Raw genomic sequence first — 20,727 nt, 5'->3', positions numbered from 1 at the left:
TGGGGCCGACCAGCTAGCTGCCGGCCTGTGGTGCGTTCCGTTGGTCGATGACGTCTCGGAGTCGGTGGCGGCCGGCGATGCCGAGCTTGGGGTAGGAACGGTACAGGTGTGAGGCGACGGTGCGCGGGGACAGGAACAGGCGGTCGGCGATCTCGCCGTTCGTCAGACCCTGTCCGGCGAGGATGACGATCTCGCGCTGCTGAGCCGTGAGCCCGTCCAGTGCGCTCGGGGCGGTCGGCGAGGCCTGGACGGTGACGCCGCAGGCGCGCAGTTCGGATTCCGCGCGCCGGGTCCACGGAGCCGCGCCGAGGCGGCGGAAGGTCTCCAGGGCGGTGGCGAGGAGCGGCTTGGCGTCGTTGATCCGTCGCTGTCGGCGCAGCCATTCCCCGTAGTCCAGCTGGAGTTGGGCCCGTTCGAACGGCCAGGTGTCTCCGGCGGGATCGGCCAGGGGCGCGGCGAAGTGGGCTTCGGCGCTGTCGGGCCCGGCGAGCAGTCCGCGGGCCCTGGCCGCGAGTTGTTCGAGGCGCGGCCCGGGTGCGGGGGCCACTCGGGCCAACGCGCGCTCCAGCACCGTACGCGCTTCGAGATGTCGCTCGGCGCGTGCCGCCGCGGCGGCGAAATCGGCGACGGCGAGGTAGGAGAAGTGGTGGTGCAGCGGTGTGCCGTCGGCGGCGAAGAGGTGGCTGAACTGAGCATGGGCGGTCGTGTAGTCGCCCTGGGCCAGCGCGGCGAGACCGGACGCCTGCCAGGTCCTGGCGGCGAACCCGCGGTATTCGGCGGTGTCGACGGCGGCGCGTACGCGGGCGAGCAGCGGTGCCACCTGGGCGTGGTCGCCGCGCATGGCCGCCACGACGGCCGTGGTGAGGTCGGCCGAGGCGGCGACGGTCTCCATCTTGTAGGCGGCGCCGATGTCGCTCGCCTCGCGTGCGGCGGCGAGCGCGTCGTCCCAGCGTCCGCTGTCGACGCAGGCCCATTCCAGTGCCGACAGCACACCGCCGCCGGCGCCGCGGACCCCCGGGGCACGCAGCCGGCTGAGGGACGCGCGCAGCACCCTGACCGCCAGTTCGGTTTCGTCCAGGACCCAGGCCGCCGCGCCGAACGTGCCCGGGTCGGAGAGGGATCCGGCCGCCATGCGCCGCAGGCGGCGGACGATCTCGGCTCTGTCGCCGAAGGGGTCCGTGCAGGCCTGGATCCAGATCCGGTACTCATCGGCGTGAGCGGGGGTCGAGCCCTCGGCCGACGAGGGTGACCCGCCCGGGGAGTCGAGCACGTCGAGGACGGCGCGTGCCTTGGCGCGCACTTCGGGGAGTCCGGTCTGGTGGGCGACCGTCGCGGCCATCCAGGCGGCCTGCCAGGCGATGACCGGCAGCCGCGGAGCTGCCTCGGCGGCGACGGACAGGAGGGTGTCGAAGGCGTCGGCGTTGCGGTTGGACCACAGCAGCGACCAGCCGATGTCCAGGCGGGCGGCGATGCGCAGGTCGGGGTCGGAGGTCAACGTGAGTACCTGGCCCGCCAGTTCGCGTACCCAGTCGGCCTGTCCGGCGGGCAGGGCGAGATCGGCGGCGGCCAGCAGGCGCCGGGCCCTGTCGGGTTCGGCGGGGCTGAGTTCGGCGGCGCGTTCGAGGGCACGGGCCGCCGCGGCGGCACCGCCACGGCGCTGCGCCTGGACCGCGCTGTCCTCCAGGAGCGCGGCAAGCCGCTCGTCGGGTTCCAGCGCCGCGGCTGCCAGGTGCCAGGCGTGGCGGTCGGGCTGGTCGCGGAGTGCGTCGGCGATCCGCAGATGCGCGGCGGCACGCTCGGCGAAGGGCGCGGCATGGTAGACGGCCGACCGGGTGAGCGGATGGGCGAACCGCGGGCCCGGCGTGCCCAGCCGGATCAGGCCCGCCGCCTCCGCCGGGGCGAGCGCGTCGGCGGAGAGCCCCGGCACAGTGGCGGTCAGGTGCGGACTGTCGGCGGCCGCGAGGAGCAACAGCGCGGTGCGCGTCGCCGGGGGCAGGGTGACATACTGGGCGGCCATGAGGGCGGTGAGCTGCCCCGTCAACGGCAGCGGCGAGGCGGTCCAGCGGCGCGCGGCTTCCGGATCCGTGGCGATCGCCCTGGTCAGCTCGATCAGCGCGAGCGGGTTGCCGGCCGCCTGGGCCAGCACCTGTTCACGGAGCCGGCCGTGCGGTGGGCGTGGCTGGGCGTCCAGGAGAAGGTTCGCGTCCGACCGGGTCAGCGGTCGTAGCAGCAGGTGGGGCAGGTCTCGCCGGAACGCGGCAGGAGGCACGTTCCCTCGGGCCCCGGCCAGCAGCACGAGCCGCTCCGATTCCAGGCGGTGGGCGGCGAAGGCGAGCGCGTCGAGCGAGGCGCCGTCCAGCCACTGCGCGTCGTCGACGGCCACCAGCAGCGGCTGCTCGTCGGACAGGTCGGACAGCAGGGTGAGTACGGCGATCCCGGTGAGCAGCGGGTCGGGCGGCGCGGGTTCGTCGGAGAGCCCGAACGCACCGCGCAGCGCCTCGGCCTGGCGGGTCGGCAGGTCGGCCACCCGGTCCAGCACCGGACGCAGCAGCTGGTGCAGCCCGGCGAACGCCAGGTCCCGCTCCGACTCCCTTCCCGTGGTCCCCAGGACCCGCATCCCCGCCGCCCTGGCCTCCCGCGCGGCCTCGGCCAGCAGGACGGTCTTGCCCAGACCCGGGTCGCCCAGGAGCAGCAGGACGCGGCTTTCCTTGTGGGGCGGGGCGACCAGTTCGCGCAGCAGGGACAGCTCTGCGCCCCGCCCGACCATGTTCGCGTCCTTGCCGGTCACCGCGGAGTCGCCGTCCTCACGCGGCCAAATATAGGCGTCGCACACGGTCAGGGTGATCCGGGCCCGCAAGGGCCGTATGCACGGCCGGGTACCGCGTGACGTTCGTGCAGTCAACATGCGGATTCCGCTGCCCCGCCGCGGCTGATTCGCTCGGGTCATGGACCTCACCTCGTACTCGGACCTGCCGAACCAGCGGGCCAAGGCCGCGAACGGCATCGACTACGTCTACCGCGACACCGGCCCGACGGACGGCGGCGCGGTGCCGCTGGTCCTTCTCCAGCACTTCCGCGGGAACCTCGACAACTGGGATCCCGCGCTGATCGACGCGCTGGGATCGGCCCGGAGAGTCATCACCTTCGACAACACCGGAGTCGGCGGCTCCACCGGGACGACGCCGCACACCGTGGAGCAGATGGCATACGACGCCATCGCCTTCACCGAGGCCCTGGATCTCGGCCAAGTGGATGTCCTGGGATTCTCCCTCGGCAGCTTCGTCGCGCAGGAGATCGCCCTGATCAGGCCCGGGACCGTCAGAAAGCTGGTCCTCGCGTCGTCGGCACCGCGGGGCGCTGCCGGGATGCACGGCTGGGCCCCCGAGGTCATCGGCGCCATCGGCAGTCCGGAAACCAGCCCCGAGGAGTACCTGGGCGTCTTCTTCACCCGGTCGCCGTCAAGTCTGCGGGCCGGGCGGCAAACCCTGCAACGGATCTACGGCGCCCGAGGCGCGGACCGGGACGCGGCGACCGACTGGGCGACCCGCGAGGCACAGTACGACGCGGTGTGCACGTGGGGGATCCCCGACCACGCGAAGCTCCAGCGGCTCAGCTGCCTGAAGATGCCGGTGTTCGTGGCGAACGGCGACAGCGACCCGATGATCCTGCCGCACTACTCGTACCTGCTCGCGGGGTTGATCCCGCACGCTCACCTGACGATCTATCCCGACGCGGCGCACGGGTTCCTGTTCCAGCACCACGCGGACTTCGCCGCCGACGTGGACGCCTTCTTGAACGCTCCGCAATGACCGACCGGAGCGGACAGCGCTCCGTGTGCGGCGAACAGGCGTCTCAGGCCGGCACGTGTTCACCCCGGCCTGGTCCATGAACAGGAACAGGCGGCGTGACCGCGGACTGCCTCACTGGTCCTTTGCCGGTGCCTGGAGTTCGGCGATCTGCTTCCGGGCGGCGGTGACCAGTTCGTCGTTGGTGTTCGCGTGGCCGCCCAGCCCCCATCCGCCGGGCACGGCCTCGGTCAGCAGCACCCAGGTCCGGTCCACGAGCGTCCGGTCGCCCGCCGCGTCGGCGACCATGCCGGTGAACCGGCGCACCACGGCGATCTGTTGGTCGCGGTCGAGAGCGCCCGCGTTGGTCAGCACCTGCACGCGTACGTAGTCGGACGCGCCGTCGACGTTCGAGAGGTCGCCGGCCGGCAACTCGTGGATGAAAGCGGCCGTGTTCTGCCGGAACATCGGGATGTCCGGCACCTGCTCGATGCCCATCAGGGTCGCTGCGAGGTCCTTGGCGAGCTGGTGCTTGTCCTTGAAAGTGCCCGCCGCGGCGTACACGTCGATCATCGGCATGGCCTGCTCCTTCTGGTGTCGCCACCACTCGTCGGTGTCACCACCACTTGGATTCGAGCGCGCGGCCCGTGCCGCCGGTCCGGTCGAGGGCGTCGAGTTCGGCCATGTCCTCGGCCGACAGGGTGAAGTCGTGGATCTGCGCGTTCTCGTGGATGCGGTCGCGGTGCGTCGACTTCGCCACGACGACGAGTCCATGCTGCACGCCCCAGCGCAGCAGCACCTGCGCCGGTGTCCGGCCCGTCCTGCGGGCGACCCCGGCGACGGTGGGATTGTCGACGTACCGGCCGGTGCCCAGCGGGCTGTAGGCCTCGACGGCGACGTCCGACCGCACGCAGGCGTCCAGCAGCGCGCGCCGGTTGTGCGGCGGGTTGAACAGGATCTGGTTGACGGCGGGCGGCACCGAGCCTGCGGCGATCACTGCTTCGAGTTCGGCGACGTCGAAGTTGGAGACGCCGATGGACCGGGCGAGTCCCCGCTCCCGCGCCTGCTCCATCCCGGCCCAGGCCCGGGTCGGGCCGCCCGCGGGCCAGTGGACGAGGTAGAGGTCGACCTGCTCCAGGCCGAGGCGGCGCAGACTGGCCTCCGCCTGGGCGACCGGATCTCCGCTGCGCGGCTGGAACTTGGTGGTGACGAACACCTCCTCGCGCGGGATGCCGCTGTCGCGCAGGGCGCGGCCGACGCTCTCCTCGTTGCCGTAGGCCTGCGCCGTGTCGATGTGCCGGTACCCGGCGTCGAGCGCCCACCGCACGGCGTTGACGCACTCCCGTCCGTCAGGCACCTGCCAGACGCCGAGACCGAGCACCGGCAACCGGTTTCCGTCCGCCAGCAGGCGCGTGCCGTCGCCGGAGGTGGATGCGTTCAGGTTCATGAGCACCAGCATGGGGCAGACCGCCGCGGTACGGCATCAGCAGGATGACTGCACTGCCGACAGTGACCGGTGTGGTCGGTGCGGTCGCGGTGGCCGGCAGTGCAGTCAACATGCCGATACTGCGGCGCCGTTCCCCGGGTGAGCATGAGGGCCGGCCGAGTCGGAACGGCGGGAGCAGACGATGAGCCTTGACTTCGACGTGTTCGTGGTGGATGCCAAGCCGATCCCGAGCGCAGTGCCGGGCTTCGAGGAGGCGGTGGGCCCGGCGACCTGGCCGCCGAGCACATCGACCCTGATCAGCGATGACGACGGTGCCGTACTGGTCGACTGCCTCATCACCGTGGAGGAGGGCCGGAAGCTGGCGGCGTGGGTGAAGTCCCACGACCGCGAGCTCGGGTATGTGTACATCACCCATCCCCATGCGGACCACTTTCTCGGGTTGCCGGAGATCCTGGCGGCGTTCCCGCGGGCGAGGCCGGTGGCCCTGGCCGAGTCCGTCCCCGCGATGCGGGAACAGATCTCACCCGGGTACATGCAGGTCTGGGGCGGCTTCTTTCCAAGCCAGTTGACGGACCGGCCCGTCCCGCCCGAGCAGCTGGCCGGCACCACGATCCCGATCGGCGGCTCGTCGTCGGCCACGGTGATCCCGGTCGGGACCACCGACACCGGGCACTCCAGCGTCGTCCACGTCCCCGAACTGAGCCTGGTCGTCTCCGGTGACGTCGTCTACAACCGGACGCACATGTGGCTGGCGGGATCGACACCCGACTCCCGGGCCGACTGGGCGCGGGCCCTGGACGCGGGGGCCGCGCTGGACGCCGACACGCTGATCGCCGGCCACCGCGACCCACGGGCCACCGACGACGACGCCCGCCGCCAGATCGAGGAGAGCCGCCGCTACCTGACCGACTTCGAGGCGGCGCTGGAACGCAGTGCCACCCCGCGTGAACTCATCGACCGGCTGACCGCGGCCCGCCCCGAGTGGGCGAACCCCTACACGCTGTGGGTCGCGGCCCACGACCTGCTCGGCGCCAAGCCCTGAGACGCCGGACGGCTTCGCCTTCAAGCCGCCCGCGTGGACGTGGCGCTGAATCCTCGACTGGTCATTCTTCGGCCCGGCACACCGCCTCGCCCGTGACGCGCACCGTCGCGAAGACGACCCGGCCGGACGGCGTGCTCGCCCGCGACTTCGAAGCCGGCAACAACTGGGGCTCGCGCCACTCCTACGAGTGGACCGCCACCCGCAACCCGCTCAAGCTGTCCGAACGTATCGGGCCACGGTGACCCCGGCCGGCTGAACCGTCCGGGTCGACTCCCGCTCAGACGGTGATGACCAGCTTCCCCCGCGGATGCCCCGACTCCAGGTGCCGTACGGCGGTGACCGCTTCCGTCAGCGGATAGGTGCGGTCGATGACGGGGGTCACCGCCCCGGCCTTCACCAGTTCGGTCAGCCTCAGCAGGTCCTGCCGGCGGGTCGCCGCGATGACCGGGCGCAGCTTCTGCCCGACGAACGCGGACAGCACCAGGCCGCGGATCCAGCGGTCCGTGCCGCCGAGGACCGGGCCGCCGTCCTCGCCGCCGACGAACACCACGGTCCCGCGCGGGGCGAGAACGCGGCGCAGCCGGGACAGGGGGCGGTTGCCGGCGGAGTCCAGGACGAAGTCGTAGCGGACGGGCCGGTCGGTGATGTCCTCCCGCGTGTAGTCGATGACGTCGTCGGCGCCGAGGGAGCGGACCAGCTCGGCGCCGGTGGGCCCGCACACGCCGGTGACCCGGGCGCCGTAGTGGACGGCGAGCTGGACGGCGTACGTGCCCACGCCGCCGGAGGCGCCGATCACCAGCACCTCCTGGCCGGGCCCCGGGCGGGCCAGGTCCAGCCCCTGCAGGGCGGTCACGGCGGAGACGGGGAGCGCGGCGGCCTGCTCGAAGCCGAGGCCCGCCGGCTTGGGGGCGAGCTGCTCGGTCTTTCCGCAGGCGAACTCGGCGAAGGAACCGTCGCACTGGCCGAAGACCTCGTCCCCCGGCTTGAAGGAGGTCACCCGCGCACCGACCGCCTCGACCACCCCGGCCGCGTCCCAGCCGCGCACCCGGTGGGCGGGTTTGCGCAGGCCGATCTGCGGGTTGAGGCGGGCGAAGTACGGCCGCCCGGTCATGAGATGCCACACGCTCGGGTCGACGCCGGCGGCGCGCACCCGCACGAGGACTTCCTCGTCGCGGGGGACCGGCGGGTCGATGTCCCGCAACTGCAGGCGGTCGGCGTTGCCGTAGGCGTCCTGGACGATGGCCTTCATCGGGGCTCTCCCTCACCGCGGGCCGTGTCGGGGGTGCTCTCCTCCGGATGGTCTTCACCAACCGCGCCGTTGGCCAGAGTTCGGCGGGCGCCCGGTCAGGAACCGGTCAGGGTGTCCAGTGTCATGGCCACCAACTGGCCCTCCAGAACCTGCTGTTCCGGCATGAAGGCCGCCCGGAAGGTACGCGCGTGCAGCAGGGACAGCAGCCACCAGGCGGCGGCCTGCGGATCGAGATCCCGGCGTACGGCGCCCGTCTGCTGCCCCTCGCGGACCAGTTCGGCGAAGGTGTCGGCGAAGCGCTGGTGCGCGGCCCGGACGGCCTCGCGCAGCTCCGGCTCGCCTTGCAGCGTGAACGCGTCCGCGAACAGGAACCCCAGCGAGCCGCGGGAGTGGAAGCGGGCCATGTGCCCGGGTTCGAGGAAGCCGGCCAGCAGCTCGGTCACCGGCCGCCCGCCCTCCACCGCCTCGGTGAGCGCGGCGCACACATGGGCGACGCCCCGGTCGAGCACCGCCTCGTACAGCGCGGCCTTGGTGCCGAAGTTCTGGAAGACCACGGGCTCGCTCACCCCGACCCGGGCGGCGATCGCGGAGACCTTGGTGCGCTGGTAGCCGGTCTCGGCGAAGACCTCCGTGGCCGCCGCCAGGATCGACTCCCGGCGCTCGGCCGGGGTCAGCCTGACCCGCCTGGTGCCCGTTCCGGTGCCCCTCGTCGACTCGCTCACCACAGCATCGTACGGCCTCTTGCCGCTTCTACTTAGTCGTGACTAAGCTAGCCGAGTCAACTTAGTCATGACTAAGTAAGGAGACCGGCTCGTGAATCTCGGACAGCTTCTCCAGCACGGCCATTCCCACCCCGACACCGAGGGCCTGACCATCGCCGACGCCCGGGGCTACGAACTCTGCGGCGCGGTCTGCTTCGGCGGCCTGCGCCCCCGTGCCTACAGCCGCCTGGCCCGGCTCAGCGGCGCCCGCCCCGGCGACCGGGTCCTGGACGTGGGCTGCGGCACCGGCTACCTCACCCGGCGCATGGCGAAGGCGGTCGGCCCCGGCGGGAGCGTGCTGGGCGTCGACCCGTCCGCCGAGGTCGTCGAGTACGCGCGCGACAAGACCCGCGAGGCCCACTGCACGTACGAGACGGGAGTCGGCGAGGCGCTGCGCGCGGCCGACGGCTCCTTCGACGTCGTCGTCACCGCGCTCGCCGTACACCATCTGCCCGAGGACGTACGGCCGGTCGCCCTGCGCGAGATGTACCGGGTGCTGCGCCCCGGCGGCAGGCTCCTCGTCGCCGACTTCCGGCCGCCGCGCACCCGCGCCGTACGGCATCTCGTCGGCGCCACCGTCGGGCACGTCATGGCCGACTACCGGGTGGATCTGCTCGACGGGCTGGTCGCGGACGCGGGCTTCGAGGTGCGGGGGCACGGGGACGTACGACCCTGGCTGCGGTACGTGCAGGGGGTGCGCCCGGAGAAGCCGTGACCACGGACCGGACGCGGTGGTGACACGGGCACGGCCGGCGCCCCATCATGGGTGGAGTATGGGGGGTTCGGTGCATGTGTCCCGTGTGCGCCACCGTGGCCGGAGGCCGCGCGTGGTGCCGGTGGCGGCTGCCCGTGCGGGCCTGTTCGCCCTGCTGGGTACGGCGGTTGCCGCCACGGTGCATCATCTGGCCTTCGACTCCAGCCCCTCGCTGCTGGTACGGGGTCTCGCGGCCCTCGTGCTCTTCGGCCTCGCGCTGCCCGGCGCGGGCCACGACAAGCCGCTGGTACGGCAGTTGGTGCTCGCGGCCGCCGCGCAGGTGGGCGTCGGCTACTGGTTCGTACGGGCCGACCACGCGATCTCCGTGCCGCCGCACGCGCTGTGGCCGTCCTCCGTGCACGCAGGCTCGCCCGTCGTCGTCGGCCATGTGCTGCTGACCGTGCTGTCGGCGGTGCTGCTGCGCGGCGTGGACAACTGCCGCCGCCGCGTCCTGTACGTCGCGGGCCGCAAGTGGCTGCACCTGCGCGAGGTGCTGCGCGGGCTGTTCACCCCGGTCCGCCCGCCCGCCGATCCGACCGTTTCCCCCGGTGCCGGGCGGCGCGCGCACGCCGGACCCGTGCCCGGTGTGCCGCGACCGGCCCTTCTCGCGGACGCGGTCGTCCGGCGTGGTCCGCCCGCTCCCTCCCCGCTGCCGCGCTCGCGGCGGCTTTCGGTGTGCATCTGAAGCCCTGACCGTCCACACCACACCGGAGCGCGGGCTGCCCGAACGGCCCCGCGCCAGGGGGGAACTCATGTCCGAGACCGTTGTCGTCATCGGGGCGGGCCCCTACGGCCTGTCCACCGCCGCGCACCTCAAGGCGCGCGGCCTGAGTGTCCGGGTGTTCGGCTCGCCGATGGCGAGCTGGGCCGAGAACATGCCCGCGGGCATGCTGCTGAAGTCGCCGCCGAGCGCGTCGCTGCTGTCCGCACCGCGTCCGGGGTTCACGCTGGACGACTACGCTCGGCGGACGGGCGAGCCCCGGCTGACCGGGCACGAGCCGGTGCCCGTCGGGATGTTCGTGCGCTACGGGCAGTGGTTCGCCGAGGAGTTGGTGCCCGAGGTGGAACGGGTCCGCGTCCTCGCCGTCGACCGGCAGGCCGACGGATTCCGGCTCAAGCTCGCCTCGGGCGAGGAACTTCGTGCCGCGGCCATGGTCGTGGCCAGCGGCATGGACGGCTTCGCGCATGTCCCGGAGCCGCTCGCCGGGTTCGTTCCCGAGGGGCTCGTCTCGCACACCTCGCACCACGCCGACCTCACGGTGTTCGCCGGACGCGAGGTGGTCGTGGTGGGCGCCGGGCAGTCGGCGCAGGAGAGCGCGGCGCTGCTGCACGAGTCCGGGGCGCGTGTCCAACTACTGGCGCGGACACGGAAGTTGGTGTTCGGCGCGGCCCCGACTCCGCCGCCGCACTGGCAGCCGGACACCCCGCTGGGCCGGTCCTGGGGGCTCTACGCGGTCGTCCACCAGGCCGCCGCCTTCCGCTTCCTGCCGGCGGCCGCACGGCTGCGGCTGGTGAAACGGGTGCTCGGCCCGTTCGGGGCGTGGTGGCTGAAGCCGCGGCTCGACGGGGTGGTGCCCGTGCGACTGGGGGAGCGGATCACCGGTGCGCGGCGGCAGGGCGGCGGTCTCCTCCTGACCACCAGGGACACGGCGGGGCGGACGCGGTCACTGGCGGCGGAGCACGTCCTGGCCGCCACCGGCTACCGGGTCCGCGTCGACGGGATGGACTTCCTCGCCCCCGAACTGCGTGCCGCCCTCACCCGCACCGGAGGCTCCCCACATCTCGACGCGGGCCTCCAGTCCTCTGTGCCCGGCCTCTACTTCACCGGCATCCAGGCGGCAGCCACCTTCGGCCCCCTGCTCAGGTTCACCTGCGGCACGGCCTTCGCGGCCCCGAGGCTCGCGAAGGCCGTGGCGGGGCGGGTCGCGGCCGGGTAGGCCCGCATAGGGGTGGCGGCGATTCGGGGAGGGCGGGTGCGGCGGGCGTCAGGGGGGCGGCGGCGATCAGGGGAGGACGGGTGCGGCGCGCGTCGCACCTGTCCTGTACGGGTGGCTGCCACGCAAGTCGGGTACGGGTGGGTGCTGTTGAGGAGCGGCCGGAGTGCGGGTCGCGTACGGGTGGGCGGCGTTGAGGAGTGGTCGGAGTGTGGGTCGCTCAAGTCCCGTACGAGTGGCCGCCGTCCAAGAGCAATCGGCGTGCGCGCCGCTCAAGTCCGCACGGCAGGCCTCCGCGCACGTTCCTCACGGGTGGGCGCCGGTCGAGTCCCGTACGAGTCGCCGTCGGGCGAGTCCCGTACGAGTCGCTGCCGGTCAAGTCCCGTACGGGTAACCGCCGTTCAGGAGTCGACCGGGTGCGCGCCGTTCAGGAGTGGGCCGCGTGCAGTGCGTCGCCGTACGCCATGTGGCTGTGCCGCCAGCCAGCCCCCACCCTTGTGGCGTCGGCCAGGTGGGGATGGCCGGCGTGGAGATTCCTGTGCTCGTGCTCCAAGGCGGCCGCCGGCACCCGCCACAGCCGCACGGCCAGCAGGGAGGAGACCAGCGCGATTCCGCCCAGGCAGCCGACGGCCGTCTGTAGACCCGCCTCCGCACCCACCCATCCGGCCAGCGGATACGTCAGCAGCCAGCAGCCGTGCGACAGCGAGAACTGCGCCGCGAACGCCGCCGTGCGCTGCTCGGCCGGTGCGGAACGGCGGATCAATCGGCCGGTCGGCGTCAGCACCATGGAACACGCGGCACCGAACGCCGCCCACACCAGCAGCAGCGCGGGCAGCCGCCAACTCCCGCTTCCCGCGGCCGTGACGGCACCGAGCCCGGCGAACACCACGGTCAGCAGCAGCGCGCCGCGCACCATCACCGTCCGGTCCGGGACCCGGTCGAGAACGCGGGGCAGCAACAGGGCCACGGCCATCGAGCCCGCGCCGTACGCGCCGAGCGCGAGCGGTACGGCACCCGTCGGCAGACCGAGGAAGTCCCGTACGTACACGACGGAGTTGACGGTCACCATGGCGCTCGCGGCGGCGACCGCGAGGTTCAGGGCGAGCAGAGCGCGCAGTTGCGGGAGGGCGAGGAAGAGACGGGTACCGGCCGTCGCCCTGGCGTAGGCGCCTCCGGGGCGTGCCGGGGGAGCGGCGGCCGGCTTCGGCAGGACCGCGGAGACCACCAGCGCGGCCGAGCCGAGGAAGCCCAGCACGGTACCGGTGAACAGCCAGTTGTACGTGACGACCGACAGCAGCGCGGCCGCCAGCGCGGGGGAGAACAGGCTCTCCAGGTCGTAGGCGAGCCGGGACATGGACAGCGCCTGCGTGTAGTCGCGCTCCTTCGGCAGTACGTCGGGCAGGACGGCCTGGAAGGTCGGGGTGAACGCGGCCGACGCGGACTGCAGCAGGAACACCAGGACGTACACCTGCCACACCTGGTCCACGAACGGCAGGAACAGCGCGACCCCGGCCCGGGTCAGATCGGCGGCGACCATCAGCGCGCGGCGCGGTAGCCGGCCGGCGACCGCGCCGACGGCCGGGGCGATCACCACGTACGCCACCATCTTGATCGCGAGCGCGGTGCCGAGCACCGAACCGGCGTCGGCGCCCGCGATGTCGTACGCGAGGAGCCCGAGTGCCACGGTTGCCAGCCCGGTGCCGACCAGGGCGATGACCTGGGCGGCGAAGAGGTGGCGGTAGGCGCGGTCGCGCAGGATGGCGAGCATGCGGGCGGCTCCCGGACGGACGGGGTGACCGTGGGGTCATGGCGGGGCGATCGACTTCGGCATCGACTCGTCGTCCTCCGAGTGTAGCCATCATGTGCGCACCTGCGCACATGATGGCTGGAATCACCGGGCCGCGCACGAGGGCCACCCACCCGGCCGGTGGCCCTAGGCTGGCCCCATGCCCGAAAGCAACGCCATCTCACCTGCGGCCGGTGCGCATCTGCGGGCCCCGGACAGTGCCCGGCTCGCCGAGGCGACCGGGGTGTTCGCGATGCTCTCGGACGCGACGCGGCTGCATCTGCTGTGGCTGCTGGCGCAGGGCGAGTCGGACGTCGGTTCGCTCACGGAGCGGTGCGAGGCCTCGCGCACGGCGGTCAGCCAGCACCTGGGGAAGCTGCGGCTGGCCGGTCTTGTGGACACTCGCCGGGAGGGGCGGCACATCTACTACCGGCTCAGCGACGGACATCTGCGCCGCCTGGTCGTCGAGGCGCTCAGCCACGCGGACCACCGGGTGAGCGGGCAGGCTCCGCACGACTGACGACTGACGACTGACGACGGACACGGTCAGACGACTGACGACGGACACGGTCAGCTGAGCCGTACCGTCATCCGCACCGCCACGTCGTCCCCCGCCGAAAGGCCCTGCGGTCTCCGTACCGCGTTCTTCAGCGGCAGCAGATAGCCCCCGTCCTTGGGGAACAGCGAGGTGGCGAAGGCGAGTTCGCCGATGCGGGCCTCGACCGGGATCACGCCCCAGCCGTACGTGGCCATCGCGGCCACCTCGCGGATGTCGGCCGACTCCTGGTCGGGCACGGGCACGAAGTAGTACGGCGCCGGCCCGCGCCACTCGATCACCCGGCCGGTGAAGGCGAGTTCCACGGTCTCAGCCCCTTCCTTCGAGTACGGCCAGGTCACGCTCGGCGTACATCCGGTGCCACCACTCCTCGTTGAGGACGACCAGCAGACACTGCCGTACGGGGAAGCTCGCGCCCTCGTCCGGCCAGCCGGGGCCCTCCAGCGGCTCGGTCACCAAGTCGAGCTGCTCGTCGGTGAGTTCGGCGACGACCCGGCGAACCGTCCCCATCGCCGTCAGGCGCAGGGCGAGCGCCTCGTCGAGGGACGGGCGGGCCTCGCGGTCGTGCGGGACGCCCGGGCGGGGGTCCATCTGGTCCCAGGGCAGGGACAGCGGGTGCCAGGGGGCGGGGTCGCCCAGGATGCCCCGGTCGATCCAGGCCTGGGTCGCGAACGCGAGGTGGCGCAGCGTCTGGACGAAGGACCACTCGCCGTCGACCGACTCGTGCAGCAGCTCCGGGGGCAGCCGGCGGGCCCGCTCGACGGTCGTCGCCCACAGCCGCTCGTTCAGCGCCCAGGCCTCGCGGAAGCCCTCGGCCGTGGTCGGCCGGAACCTGGGACGGTCGGGGTGGCGGCGGTCCAGCTCGGCCTCCACCAGCGGCGCCACGTCGACGCCGTTGACGACCAGGCTCTCCACCTCGCCGTCGATGGTGGTGCCGGTGATCTCGACACCGCGCATCCTGACCCCCTTGAGGGCACAGTCCCGCAGCGAGGCCCGGTTCAGGTTCACCGTGGTGAAGCGCGCCCCCGTCATGTCGGCGCGCTCGAACTTAGCGCCGCGCAGATCCGTGAAGTCACTCTCGCCCATGGCAGCCAGCGTAGGGCCGGGGCGTCGGCTCACAGGCACAGTCGTCACACGAGGCAACAGAAGACCCGGGACCGGACCCGGCGTCCGGTCCCGGGTCCAGAGTCCGGGAGGCCGCGGTCAGTCGACGTCCACCGGGCCGTCGCCGGGCTTGCGGTCGTCCTTCGCGCGCAGTTCCAGGACACCGTTGCCGGCCGGCGGACGGTTGTCGGTGTCCCCGCCGTTGAGGTTCGCGCGGACCGAGTCCAGGATCGTCAGGCCCTGCGAGACCAGGCCGGCCGCGATCTCACCGAGGCCGTCCGCGCCGTTGAGGACGTTGACGTTGGCCCCGGAGAGGCCGCCCGCCGCCTCCTTCACGATCTGCGGGAGCTGGTCGATCAGCATCCGGTCGAGCGCGACCCGGTCGTACGACGCCGCCGCCTCGGCCTGGATCTTCATCCGCTGTGCGTCCGCCTGGGCGAGCAGCCGGATCCGCTCGGCCTCCGCCTCGGCCGGCTTCACGATCTCCGCGACCAGCTGCTCCTGGCGCAACCTGGCCTGCTTCTGGGCCAGTTCGGTCTGTGCGGCGAGCACCTCCTGCTGGGCGTGCGCCTGCGCGAGCGGTCCGGCCTGCGAGGCCTGCGCCTGGGCGCGGTCCACCTCGGCCGAGTACTGCGCCCTGACGACGGCGGTCTGCCGCTCGTACTCCGCCTGCTTGCGGGCCGCCTCCTGCTGGGCCTCCGCCGCGGTCTGGGTGGCTTGGGCCTGCGCGATCTGGGCCTGCCGCTGGATGGCCGCCCGGTGCGGCGCGGACATCGCGTCGATGTAGCCGGCGTCCCCGTCGTCGATGGACTGGATCTGCAGCGAGTCCACGATCAGACCGATCTTCGCCATCTCCGTCTTGGAGGTGTCCAGCACCTCCGCGGCGAGCTTCTGCCGCTCGGTGACGATCTCCTCGACCGTCATCGAGCCGATGATCGCCCGCAGGTGGCCGGCGAAGATGCGGCCCGTCAGCACCGACATCTGCTCCTGGTCGGAGAGGAAGCGCTGACCGGCGTTGATGATGCTCTCGGTGTCGTTGCCGACCTTGAAGGCGATCACCGCGCGGACGCTCAGTGAGATGCCCTGCCGGGTGACACAGGTCTCCGTGACCTCGGCCTCGTTCATCGACAGGGTCAGGAAGCGAGTCTTGCGGAAGAACGGGATCACGAACTTGCCGTGGCCCGTCACCACCCGGAACGGCGCGCCCCCCAGTCCCCGCCGCCCACCCGAGATCAGCATCGCCTCGTCGGGAGCGGGAACGCGGTAACCGAACATTCTGCTTCTCCTAATCTGCCTCGGCGCAACTAGCCGAGCGCGGCAAGTGGATCCACCCACTCGATGACGCCGACCTCACGACAGCCGCGTGACTCGATCACGAGCACCGTCGCCCCCGTCGGCAGGGGATCCTCGGACCACGCGATGAAGGTCTCGGATCCGCCTCTGACGCTCACCAGGACCTCGCCGGGACCGGCTGCTCCCCGGGTCCTGACGAGCACCTTCCCCGTGCAGCCGATCACGGCCTCGTCCTGCGGTATCACCGGCCGACCTCCCACGCGTTGGCCCATGTTTCCGACGATAGACCCACCAGTAGCAGGGGCCTAACACCAGGGACGATCCAGCCGGGCCGACCGGTTCGCCGGTCCGCCGACGAAATCGAACATCAGACCCGCATGCTTGCGCAAGCGGACAACCATTACACTCGCCACCCCACACAGCTCTCGTGGGCGTGAGCGGCTCCGGCCGCCCGCGGCCTTCGTCCATCGGGGGAGTCACATGCCGGAACCCGACGACGCGGGGACCGACGCCGGTGCCGCGTTCGAGCAGGTCCTGGAGCGGGCCCTGCACTCCGGGCAGGTCAAGGAGGCGCTGGAGCGCTCCGGCGGCACGCCCGCCCGCGAGCGGCTGCGCGCCCAGGCCCTCCAGGCGCGGGCCGCCATCGCCGCGGCGGCGGGTGTGGACCACCGTGCCGGGGCCGCGCAGGACGCCTGCCGGTTCCTGTCGGTGCGGGCGATGCTCGTGCCGGGCGTGCCCGCCGTCACCGCGGCCTTCTTCCTGGTCCTCGGCTTCAGCATGTGCACGCTGGACGGCCGGCCCTACATCGGCGAGGGCCTGATCACGGCGGGGCTGATCGTCGGCGCGATGGCGGCCGGCGCGGCGGTCGGCGACGCCGCCTGGTTCCTCACCACCGGGGCCCGCGACCGGGCCGACGCGGACGTACGGGCGCGGGAGGCCTGGGAACTCGCGCTGCTGGAGCGCGGCATGGTGCCGTTCCTGCTGAGCCGGCTCGACGATCCGCGCACGCCGGAACGGGGCCGCTGAGCGCTCCGTGGGATGGGCGGGGACGGGGTGTCCACCGGGGACGGGCGTCCACCGGCTGGGGCGCCGCCGTGGCCGGTCGCTCCCCACTCTCGGCTTCGCTCAACCCGGGAACCCTCCTCTTCGCTCCAGCGGGGGCCCTCCTCCCGGCGGAGCCGCCCATGGCGCCGACCCGCGCCCTCGGCGGCGCTGCCCGACCGCAGCCGACTTCCCAGGGCCGCCTGGACCCGAAGCCGCTGACCCCCGACGCCGTACCCCTACAAGGGCGTCGCCGCGTGCAGCAGGAGCAGCAGGGTCACCGCGGAGTTGGCCGAGAACATCGCGGACAGGGCGGTGCCCGCCGTGGCGCTCCACAGGGCGAGGCCCACCGTGGTGAACAGCGGTGGCCACAGGTGTGCCGCGGGCGCTGGTGCCAGCAGCGCGGCGACGCGGCGGGGGAGCGGGCCCGGGGCCGCGAGGGCGGCGAGCGTCGGTGCCGGGGCGGCGCGCGAGACCAGGGCCGCCCTGCCGATCGCCCGGGCCACGGTCCGGCGGCTGCCGACGCGCCGGGCGGCCTCCTCGTCGGCCCAGCGCTCGGTGACGTACGAGACGGCCGTGCGCAGCGGCAGCAGGAACGGGTTGGCGCGGGCGGCCAGTTCGACGACCAGCAGGTGGCGGTGGTGCCGGGCGGCGAGATGGGCCCGCTCGTGGGCGAACAGGGCGCGGCGCTCGCGCGGCTCCAGGCAGCCGAGCAGGGCGGTGGAGACCACGATCCGGTCGCGCCGGCCGCCGGGCAGGGCGTACGCGTAGGGCGCGGTGTCGGGGAGGACCGCCACCGCGGTGTCGCGCAGGCCTGCGAGGGCGGCGTGCGCCCGCCGCCGGATGCGCCAGTGGTGCCACAGGGTACGGCCGCAACCCGCAACGACCGCCAGGAGCAAGGGGATCGCCAGCTTCCCCGCGATCTCGTCGTGCGGCACGCTCTGCCGCACCTCGGGGTCCGACCAGCCGTCCGGCAGGGGATTGCCCGGGAGTTGAGCGGTCCCGACCACTACCAGCAGGCCCAGGCAGAGCGTGCTGCACACCGCCATGACCGCGGCCAGGCCGCTCAACAGCCTTGTGGCGGTGCGCGGATGAAGGTGGTGGGTGGCCAGCCGGGAGATCGGCCACGCGGTCAACGGCAGGACGAGCGGCAGGAAGACGAAGACGCCCACCGGGCCTCAGTCCGCCGGCTCGTCGGCCGCCCGGTCCAGCAGATCCCGCAGCAACTGCTCGTCGCCCTCCGGCAGCGCGGTGATGAAACGGGCCAGCACCGCCCGCCGGTCCCGCTCACGGTCCAGCACCTTGTGCATCTTCAGCGCGGCGAGACCGGCCTCGTCCGCGGCCGCCGACCAGACGAACGAACGCCCCGCCCGCTTCCGGGTGACCGCCTGCTTGTCCAGCAGCCGGCTCAGCACGGTCATCACGGTCGTGTACGCGAGACCCCCGCCCAGCCGCTCCTGAACCCAGGCCGCGGTCACCGGGGCGTCGGCCTTCCGCAGGGCACCGATCACCTGCGTCTCCAACTCGCCCTGCGCGCGGCGCTGGGGGCGCGGATCCGGTTTCGCCATGCGCCCATCGTATAGAGGGCGTTGTACGTGACGGCCCTTCCCTGGTTGTACAGTTGCGCAATGTAGCAATCATTGAAGCGGAAAGGGCGGGCGGGATGCTGCGCAACGGACTGGAACCCTGGCACCTGCTGATCGTGGCGATCGTCATCATCGTGCTGTTCGGCTCGAAGAAGCTGCCGGACACCGCACGCGCGCTGGGCAAGTCCATGCGCATCCTCAAGAGCGAGGCGAAGGCCATGAAGGACGAGAGCGGTACGGAGGCGGCTCAGGGTCAGTGAGAGGACTCGTCCCGCTCGACGACGGTGCCGGGGATCACCTTCGCGGCACCGGGCGGGTCCTCGTCCCTGAGCGCCCTGGCCTCGCTCTTGAAGATCCGGGTCGCCTTCCCGGCTGAGCGCGTCAGTTCCGGCAGTTTCCTGACACCCAGGACGACCGCGACGACGAGAAGGATCAGGGCGAGCTCGCTCAGGCCGAACATCAGGTCTGCTTTCTCCCGGGAACCAGTGATCTACAGCGCTGTAGAAGTCTCTCCCGAGGTGTGATCGTTCGACAAGTACGTCAGTTGCTATATTGCGCAATCATCCAACCCGAGTGGTGCGCCGTCGCGCCGATGGTTGGCGTCGGCCACAGCGTAGGGAGTGGGAGTTGAGCGACCCCTGGGGCGAGACCCGCGGCCGTGCGACCACACGTGACCGCGGGGCCGGAGTGCCACGTCAGCGCCCGACGGAGGACGCGCCGACCTCTCCCGCGCCGGGTGGCCGGGCGGCGGCCCGCCAGGCGGCGCGTTCCCAGGGGCGCCGGGGCGGCGGACGTCGCGCCAAGCCGGTGGCCCGCCGCAGACGGATCGCCCGCATAGCCCTGTTCACCGTGTCCGCGCTGATCCTGGTCACCGCGGGCGGCGGGCTGTGGCTCTACGAGCACCTCAACGGCAACATCAAGAGCGTCGCGATAGACGACGGCGCCGGCGGCAAGGAGAAGGCCGACGCCTTCGGCCGGACCCCGATCAACATCCTGGTCATCGGCTCCGACGGCCGGAACAACGCGGCCGACTGCAAGCTCGGCGGCGGCTGCGGCTCGGCGACGTCGACCGTCGGACACAACGCCGACGTCGAGATGGTGGTGCACGTCTCCGCTGACCGCTCCAACGCCACCGTGATGAGCGTGCCGCGCGACACCATGACCCAGGTCCCCGCCTGCACCGACCCGGACAGCAAGCAGTCGACGACCGGCTACTACGGCCAGATCAACAGCGCCCTCCAGTACGGCCCCGCCTGCCAGGTCAAGACCGTCCACCAGCTCACCGGCATCACCATCGACCACTTCGTGATGCTCGACTTCTCCGGCGTGGTCAAGATGTCCGACGCGGTGGGCGGCGTCTCGGTGTGCGTCAGCGACAACGTCTACGACACGTACTCCCACCTCAAGCTCGCCAAGGGCACCCACACCCTCAAGGGCGACGCGGCCCTGGAGTTCGTCCGCTCCCGGCACGGCTTCGGCGACGGCAGCGACCTGGGCCGTACCGTCTCGCAGCACCTCTTCCTCAGCGCCATGATCCGCAAGTTCAAGAGCGCGGGCACACTCGCCAACCCCGCCAAGGTGTACTCCCTCGCCGACGCGGCCACCAAGGCGCTGACCGTGGACACCGGCCTGGGCAGCGTGAGCAAGCTCGTCGACCTGGCGACCGACCTGAACAAGGTGCCGTCGAAGCGGATGACGTTCACCACGATGCAGACCGCCGCCGACCCCACCAACGCCAACCGGGTAGTCCCCGCCGCCACCGCCAAGGCGCTGTTCGCCGCGATCGCCGGCGACCAGTCCCTCACCTCGGGCGGTGGCAAGAAGGCCTCCGCGTCACCATCCGCCTCGGCGACGGCCACCGTCGCGCCCTCGGCGGTCGACGTCAAGGTCGAGAACGGCACCACCACCGGCGGACGTGCCTCGGCCGTCGCCGACGCCCTGCTGGCCAAGGGCTTCGGCTCGGGCACCACCTCCGGCAACGCCCCGGAGCAGGCGGCCACCACGACGCTCACCTACGGCCCCGGCGAGAAGGCCGAGGCGCAGACGGCGGCGGCCGCCCTCGGCCTGCCCGCCTCCCATCTCACCCAGGGCAGCGGCAGCGGTGTCACCCTCGTGATCGGCTCCGACTGGCCGAGCGGTACGACGTTCGGCTCCTCCGGCACCTCGTCGGCCGCGCCCGCCGACACCCACGCGGCCGTCTCCGACGCCCACGCCCAGACCGCCGACAAGGCCAAGACCTGCGCGAAGGTCAGCCCGTACAAGACGGTGGAGATCAATGGCGTGGCGATGACCCCGGCGCAGGCGTACGCGGCGGCGAGCAACAAGAAGGACTCGGCACCCTAAGAAGCACGGACGCGCTGAGGAGCACCGACACCCAAGGGGGCCGTGG

23 protein-coding genes are annotated in these 20,727 nt (G+C 72.4%); 10 read left to right on the top strand and 13 right to left on the bottom strand.

Annotated elements, in window-relative coordinates:
• Positions 1-13: 13 nt before the first annotated feature.
• Positions 14-2,857 carry a helix-turn-helix transcriptional regulator gene (locus MQP27_RS05505; RefSeq protein WP_242761786.1) on the bottom strand — a complete coding sequence of 948 codons (2,844 nt, stop codon included), beginning with the start codon at positions 2,855-2,857 and terminating at the stop codon, positions 14-16.
• 88 nt (positions 2,858-2,945) lie between these two features.
• Here MQP27_RS05505 and MQP27_RS05500 point away from each other — a divergent pair, with 88 nt between their 5' ends.
• On the top strand, positions 2,946-3,809 hold the full coding sequence (locus MQP27_RS05500) for an alpha/beta fold hydrolase (protein WP_242761785.1): 864 nt from the start codon (positions 2,946-2,948) through the stop codon (positions 3,807-3,809).
• Positions 3,810-3,920: 111 nt separating this feature from the next.
• Here MQP27_RS05500 and MQP27_RS05495 read toward each other — a convergent pair whose 3' ends face one another.
• Both MQP27_RS05495 and MQP27_RS05490 read right to left on the bottom strand, forming a co-directional pair.
• Positions 3,921-4,364 carry a tautomerase family protein gene (locus MQP27_RS05495; RefSeq protein WP_242761784.1) on the bottom strand — a complete coding sequence of 148 codons (444 nt, stop codon included), beginning with the start codon at positions 4,362-4,364 and terminating at the stop codon, positions 3,921-3,923.
• 37 nt (positions 4,365-4,401) lie between these two features.
• Positions 4,402-5,232: an aldo/keto reductase gene (locus tag MQP27_RS05490; RefSeq protein ID WP_242761783.1), complete on the bottom strand. Its 831-nt coding sequence runs from the start codon at positions 5,230-5,232 to the stop codon at positions 4,402-4,404.
• A gap of 181 nt (positions 5,233-5,413) precedes the next feature.
• Between MQP27_RS05490 and MQP27_RS05485 the strand changes: the two genes are divergently transcribed.
• Entirely contained in the window at positions 5,414-6,274 is an 861-nt protein-coding gene (locus tag MQP27_RS05485; RefSeq protein WP_242761782.1) for an MBL fold metallo-hydrolase, read from the top strand.
• A gap of 92 nt (positions 6,275-6,366) precedes the next feature.
• Complete coding sequence (locus tag MQP27_RS05480; RefSeq protein WP_242761774.1) at positions 6,367-6,516, top strand: hypothetical protein; 150 nt, start codon at positions 6,367-6,369, stop codon at positions 6,514-6,516.
• Positions 6,517-6,551: 35 nt separating this feature from the next.
• Here the strand turns inward: MQP27_RS05480 and MQP27_RS05475 are convergent, their stop codons facing one another.
• Together MQP27_RS05475 and MQP27_RS05470 are read right to left on the bottom strand one after the other, a co-directional pair.
• Positions 6,552-7,523 (bottom strand): NAD(P)-dependent alcohol dehydrogenase, encoded by a 972-nt coding sequence (locus tag MQP27_RS05475; RefSeq protein WP_242761772.1) that lies wholly within the window; start codon positions 7,521-7,523, stop codon positions 6,552-6,554.
• 95 nt (positions 7,524-7,618) lie between these two features.
• Positions 7,619-8,245, bottom strand: coding sequence for a TetR/AcrR family transcriptional regulator (locus MQP27_RS05470; protein ID WP_242761770.1), 627 nt, complete (start codon positions 8,243-8,245; stop codon positions 7,619-7,621).
• A gap of 91 nt (positions 8,246-8,336) precedes the next feature.
• On the opposite strand from MQP27_RS05470, the gene MQP27_RS05465 reads away from it, so the two are divergent.
• The 3 genes from MQP27_RS05465 to MQP27_RS05455 all read left to right on the top strand — a co-directional run bounded on the left by MQP27_RS05465 (position 8,337) and on the right by MQP27_RS05455 (position 10,975).
• Entirely contained in the window at positions 8,337-8,999 is a 663-nt protein-coding gene (locus tag MQP27_RS05465) for a class I SAM-dependent methyltransferase (protein WP_242761768.1), read from the top strand.
• 121 nt (positions 9,000-9,120) lie between these two features.
• Positions 9,121-9,723: a hypothetical protein gene (locus tag MQP27_RS05460; protein WP_242761766.1), complete on the top strand. Its 603-nt coding sequence runs from the start codon at positions 9,121-9,123 to the stop codon at positions 9,721-9,723.
• A gap of 67 nt (positions 9,724-9,790) precedes the next feature.
• Entirely contained in the window at positions 9,791-10,975 is a 1,185-nt protein-coding gene (locus MQP27_RS05455) for an FAD-dependent oxidoreductase (RefSeq protein WP_242761764.1), read from the top strand.
• A 424-nt stretch (positions 10,976-11,399) separates the two neighbouring features.
• Here the strand turns inward: MQP27_RS05455 and MQP27_RS05450 are convergent, their stop codons facing one another.
• Positions 11,400-12,740 carry an MFS transporter gene (locus tag MQP27_RS05450; RefSeq protein ID WP_242761763.1) on the bottom strand — a complete coding sequence of 447 codons (1,341 nt, stop codon included), beginning with the start codon at positions 12,738-12,740 and terminating at the stop codon, positions 11,400-11,402.
• Positions 12,741-12,918: 178 nt separating this feature from the next.
• On the opposite strand from MQP27_RS05450, the gene MQP27_RS05445 reads away from it, so the two are divergent.
• Positions 12,919-13,278, top strand: a complete 360-nt coding sequence (locus MQP27_RS05445) for an ArsR/SmtB family transcription factor (RefSeq protein ID WP_242761761.1) — start codon at positions 12,919-12,921, stop codon at positions 13,276-13,278.
• 50 nt (positions 13,279-13,328) lie between these two features.
• Here the strand turns inward: MQP27_RS05445 and MQP27_RS05440 are convergent, their stop codons facing one another.
• The 4 genes from MQP27_RS05440 to MQP27_RS05425 all read right to left on the bottom strand — a co-directional run bounded on the left by MQP27_RS05440 (position 13,329) and on the right by MQP27_RS05425 (position 15,953).
• Complete coding sequence (locus MQP27_RS05440; protein ID WP_242761754.1) at positions 13,329-13,619, bottom strand: DUF1905 domain-containing protein; 291 nt, start codon at positions 13,617-13,619, stop codon at positions 13,329-13,331.
• A 4-nt stretch (positions 13,620-13,623) separates the two neighbouring features.
• Positions 13,624-14,400 (bottom strand): DinB family protein, encoded by a 777-nt coding sequence (locus MQP27_RS05435; protein WP_242761752.1) that lies wholly within the window; start codon positions 14,398-14,400, stop codon positions 13,624-13,626.
• A gap of 117 nt (positions 14,401-14,517) precedes the next feature.
• On the bottom strand, positions 14,518-15,693 hold the full coding sequence (locus MQP27_RS05430) for a flotillin family protein (protein ID WP_242761750.1): 1,176 nt from the start codon (positions 15,691-15,693) through the stop codon (positions 14,518-14,520).
• A gap of 29 nt (positions 15,694-15,722) precedes the next feature.
• A complete protein-coding gene (locus MQP27_RS05425) occupies positions 15,723-15,953 on the bottom strand; it encodes an NfeD C-terminal domain-containing protein (RefSeq protein WP_242763572.1) in 231 nt (76 codons plus the stop codon).
• Between the two features lie 238 nt (positions 15,954-16,191).
• Here MQP27_RS05425 and MQP27_RS05420 point away from each other — a divergent pair, with 238 nt between their 5' ends.
• Positions 16,192-16,737, top strand: coding sequence for a hypothetical protein (locus MQP27_RS05420; protein WP_242761748.1), 546 nt, complete (start codon positions 16,192-16,194; stop codon positions 16,735-16,737).
• Between the two features lie 254 nt (positions 16,738-16,991).
• Here MQP27_RS05420 and MQP27_RS05415 read toward each other — a convergent pair whose 3' ends face one another.
• Together MQP27_RS05415 and MQP27_RS05410 are read right to left on the bottom strand one after the other, a co-directional pair.
• The gene (locus tag MQP27_RS05415; RefSeq protein WP_242761746.1) at positions 16,992-17,924 is read right to left on the bottom strand and encodes a M56 family metallopeptidase; all 933 of its coding nucleotides are present in this window, start codon (positions 17,922-17,924) and stop codon (positions 16,992-16,994) included.
• 6 nt (positions 17,925-17,930) lie between these two features.
• Complete coding sequence (locus tag MQP27_RS05410) at positions 17,931-18,320, bottom strand: BlaI/MecI/CopY family transcriptional regulator (protein ID WP_242761743.1); 390 nt, start codon at positions 18,318-18,320, stop codon at positions 17,931-17,933.
• 95 nt (positions 18,321-18,415) lie between these two features.
• On the opposite strand from MQP27_RS05410, the gene tatA reads away from it, so the two are divergent.
• Positions 18,416-18,598, top strand: coding sequence for a Sec-independent protein translocase subunit TatA (tatA, locus tag MQP27_RS05405; RefSeq protein WP_242761741.1), 183 nt, complete (start codon positions 18,416-18,418; stop codon positions 18,596-18,598).
• Here the strand turns inward: tatA and MQP27_RS05400 are convergent.
• Positions 18,592-18,798, bottom strand: coding sequence for a twin-arginine translocase TatA/TatE family subunit (locus MQP27_RS05400; protein ID WP_242761739.1), 207 nt, complete (start codon positions 18,796-18,798; stop codon positions 18,592-18,594). The two genes, tatA and MQP27_RS05400, sit on opposite strands and share 7 nt — an antisense overlap.
• Before the next feature lie 167 nt (positions 18,799-18,965).
• On the opposite strand from MQP27_RS05400, the gene MQP27_RS05395 reads away from it, so the two are divergent.
• The gene (locus tag MQP27_RS05395) at positions 18,966-20,681 is read left to right on the top strand and encodes an LCP family protein (RefSeq protein WP_242761731.1); all 1,716 of its coding nucleotides are present in this window, start codon (positions 18,966-18,968) and stop codon (positions 20,679-20,681) included.
• Positions 20,682-20,727 lie beyond the last annotated feature (46 nt).

This window comes from Streptomyces cylindrosporus (assembly GCF_022698165.1).
Taxonomy (GTDB): Bacteria; Actinomycetota; Actinomycetes; order Streptomycetales; family Streptomycetaceae; genus Streptomyces; species Streptomyces cylindrosporus.
The sequence above is the reverse complement of the archived record's forward strand: the minus strand, read 5'-3'. Positions and strand labels throughout refer to the sequence as shown.